Origin of the sequence: Nostoc sp. UCD121, from assembly GCF_014222285.1 — a bacterium.
Taxonomy (GTDB): Bacteria; Cyanobacteriota; Cyanobacteriia; order Cyanobacteriales; family Nostocaceae; genus Nostoc.
Genome location: NZ_JACKZS010000472.1, coordinates 1 through 1,232, shown reverse-complemented (window position 1 = coordinate 1,232; position 1,232 = coordinate 1). Strand labels below are relative to the sequence as shown.

Genomic DNA, 1,232 nt, shown 5'->3' with positions numbered 1-1,232 from the left:
CATCGTCTGCTACTCCATTGCGAAAGCGTACTTCTAAGCCGTGTTCTGGCTCCCAGTCACACTCAGCTATCAACTTAAAGGTAGCAATATCTAGGTCATAATCCACATAGATATATGAGAAAGTGACCTGATCCCAGACCTGAATGGGATTAGCCAACACAGGCATTGACTCATCTCCAATCATGTCACGATATACATCATAATTTTGCAGCACAACAGGAGCAGTGATGCGTAACACATCGGGTGGCAAGGCTAAAGCCTGCCGAATAGCTTCACGCTGAAGCAATGAAAGTTCCCCAATTTGCCCCTGTTCAAAATCCACACAAATCCGTACACGGCGATCGCCCAAAACAGCACATTGTGCTAAAGTCCAGTAGTTATCTTCCAATGTCATCTGTCCAAACTCAGCATCGTAATAACTTCTTGGAGATTCCATCATCTTCAGATACTACCTTTATTCTGGGTTTCCTTAGCAACTCTAAAAACTAGTGAAAATTTTACTTTGAAATTAGTCGTACTTTTTGAGCGAGAATATCGATAGTTAAAGTTAAGTTCTGTATTTGTAACCAGCTTCTCCTTTTAGGAGTTCCCATTCACCCAAAATAGCGCAAATGCAGTTATTTAATTTGCCAAATATGTATAATGCTATCCTCATTGCTACTAACGAGGGTTTTACCATCCAAACTCAAAGCAAGCCCTAAAACCGAACTGGAACCATCTTGAAATGTATGCAACGGCTTTAAAGTCTCTAAGCTCCACAGTTTAATACTGCCATCATAATTGCCGCAAATCAGAATTTTTCCATCGGGGCTGATGGCAAGAGATTCAACTGAATTAAAATTATCAGTAAACTCATGCAGCAGTTTTCCAGTTTGAAGATTCCATAACTTTAGGGTACTAATCGCACGATTTCGAGAAACTAGCTGACCAAAACTACCACTAACAAGCTTTTTGCTATCTGGAGTAATGGCAATAGCATCAACTCCGGTTTTGTGTCCTTTGAGAATATGGCGTGTTTTTTTGGTTTGTAAATCAATCAGCCTAATTGTATTATCATCGCCACCCCCAGCACTTACAAGGGTTTGCATATCAGGGCTAAATGCAACTTTACTCACAAATCCTGAGTGTGCAGTAATGGTATCAAGCAGCTTAAGCGTGTGTAAATCCCAAAGCTTGATTGTGCCATCGTCACTGCCACTAGCAATCAATCTACCATCTGAACTAATCGCAAC

2 protein-coding genes are annotated in these 1,232 nt (G+C 40.8%); both read right to left on the bottom strand.

What is annotated here, in order from left to right; all coding sequences use genetic code 11:
• Positions 1-439 (bottom strand): hypothetical protein (locus GNF10_RS36960; protein WP_221644711.1); only part of this gene is annotated, 439 nt, incomplete at its 3' end.
• Positions 440-617: 178 nt separating this feature from the next.
• Positions 618-1,232, bottom strand: a 615-nt coding sequence (locus GNF10_RS36955; protein WP_185607499.1) for a WD40 repeat domain-containing protein, incomplete at its 5' end; no start/stop codon positions are given.